This is a genomic window from Kitasatospora sp. NPDC059827 (genome assembly GCF_042731675.1).
Classification (GTDB): domain Bacteria; phylum Actinomycetota; class Actinomycetes; order Streptomycetales; family Streptomycetaceae; genus Kitasatospora.
In genome coordinates, this window is record NZ_JBHWIV010000006.1 from 1 (window position 1) to 2,180 (window position 2,180).

The 2,180-nt window shown below is 77.7% G+C and carries 2 protein-coding genes; both read left to right on the top strand.

The features are described from left to right. Positions 1 to 97 precede the first annotated feature (97 nt). The gene (locus ACFV8H_RS05485) at positions 98 to 640 is read left to right on the top strand and encodes a GtrA family protein (protein WP_380396697.1); all 543 of its coding nucleotides are present in this window, start codon (positions 98 to 100) and stop codon (positions 638 to 640) included. A 180-nt stretch (positions 641 to 820) separates the two neighbouring features. Further along, a complete protein-coding gene (locus ACFV8H_RS05490; protein WP_380396699.1) occupies positions 821 to 2,035 on the top strand; it encodes an ROK family protein in 1,215 nt (404 codons plus the stop codon). Positions 2,036 to 2,180: the final 145 nt, after the last annotated feature.

Below are 2,180 nucleotides of genomic sequence, written 5' to 3' on the forward strand. Positions count from 1 at the left end.
GCGGGGGGGTGGTGGGTTCGGAGCCGGTTGGGGGGGGGGGGGGGGGGGGGGGGGGGTCCCCGGGCGGCCCGCCCCCGCCGCGTGCCACACTGCGGAGATGCCGTCCCCCACGCAGCGCGTCCTGGCCCGGGTGCCGGCGCGGCTGCGGCCGTTCCTGGTGCGGCACCGCCGGCTGGTGAAGTTCCTGACGGTCGGCAGCGGCTGCTTCGTCCTCACCACGGTGATCGACGTCGAGCTCAAGTTCACCTTCCTGCAGCACCAGCCGGTGGTGGCCCTGACGGTGGCGACGGTGATCGCCACCGTCGTCTCCTACGTGCTCAATCGCCGCTGGGCCTTCCGGACGGACGGGCGCCGACCGGAGGCCCTGCTGTTCTTCCTGGTCAGCGCGGTGGCGATCGGCGTCAACGACATCCCGCTGGTGTTCTCCCGGTACGCCCTCGACCTGCGCGAGCCGTACGTCGACCCGTTCCAGCAGGAGGTCGCCGACTTCCTCAGCGGGATGGTGGTCGGCACCTTCGTCGCCATGCTGTTCCGCTTCTGGGCGATGCGGCGCTGGGTCTTCACCAGCCCCGCCGCCCGGGCGCACGCGGAGCCGGAACCCGGTTACGCTGCACCCGAGATGCCACGGGATGTGCCATAGGGCGTGTCTTGCGGATCCCTGCCGGGTCCGCGACGCCAGGGCACGCACCTCGCCGCGTTGTCGTCGGTCGCCCGATGCTCCGCATCGCCTCCCTCCTCCGCCTTGCGATGCACGCACCCCGACGCCGCGGCCCATCCGACAAGATCCACAAGACACGCCCTACGACCGTGAGGTGAGGTTATGCGCGGGGAGCCGGACGGCGTCCGGACCGGGCCCGCCAGTCAGCAGGGGATGCGCCGGGCCAACCTGGCCCTGGTGCTCGGCCTGATCGCGCGCGGCCCCCGCTCACGCGCCGAGGTCGCCGCCGGAACCGGGCTGACCAGGGCCGCGGTCTCCTCGCTCGCCGAACAGCTGATCTCGGCCGGCCTGGTCGTCGAGGAGGGCCCGGCCGCCCCCAGCGGCAAGGTCGGCCGCCCCGGCACCGCGCTCGGCCTCAACCCGCTCGGGCCCGGCGGCCTCGGCGCCGAGATCGGGGTCCGCCACCTCGGCGTCTGCGTGGTCGACCTGCGCGGTGAGGTCCGGGCCTGGCGGCGCGAGGAGAGCGCCAACCACGGCCGGGAACCCGCCGCCGTGATGGCCGACCTGGCCCGGCTGGTGCGCTCGGCCGTCGCCGAGTCCGGCCTGCGCCCGGCCGGGCTGACCCTGGCCGTGCCCGGGCTGGTCGGCAGCGGCGGGGTGCTCCAGCGGGCCGCCAACCTCGGCTGGCAGGACGTCCCGCTGGCCGCCGAACTGCGCCCGGCGCTGCGCGTGGTCGGCGACGGCCTGGCCGAGCTGCCGGTCGACGCCGACAACGAGGCCAACCTCGGCGGCCTGGCCGAACGCTGGCTGGGCGAGGGCCCGGAGGACTTCCTCTACGTCTCCGCGGAGGCCGGCGTCGGCGCCGCCGTGGTGGTCGGCGGCCGGCTGCTGCGCGGCGCGCGCGGCTACGCGGGCGAGCTGGGCCACGTGCCCGTCCACCCGGAGGGGCGGCGCTGCGCCTGCGGGTCGCACGGCTGCCTGGAGCAGTACGCGGGCGAGGCGGCGGTGCTGCGGGCGGCCGGGCTGGCCGGGGTGCGCGGGGACTGGGTGGCACTGCTCGCCGAACGCGCCGCCGCCGGGGACGAGCCGGTCCGGGCGGCGCTGGCCGGGGCCGGCGCCGCGCTCGGCATCGCCGCCGCCGGGGCGGTCAACCTGCTGGACCCGGCCGAGGTGGTGCTGGGCGGCGGCTACGCCCGGCTGGCGCCCTGGCTGCTGCCGGCGATGCGGCACGAGCTGGCGGCCCGGGTGACGGTCCGGCCCTGGGCGCAGGACCGGCTGACGGTCTCCCGGCTCGGCCGGCGCGGGCCGCTGCTGGGGGCGGCGGTGGGCGTGGTGCGCGCGATCGTCGCCGACCCGGGGCCGCTCACGGGCGGCTGAGGCACGGACCCGCAGGAGCGACCGGGCCCCCAGCCCCCCTAGGGGCGAGGGGGCCGGGGGGTGCGCGGGGTGTTGGGGGTATTGGCGCCGCGGGGGCCACGGCCGCGGGGTCGCGCCCGGCCGCGGCGGGGGGGGGCGAGACGGC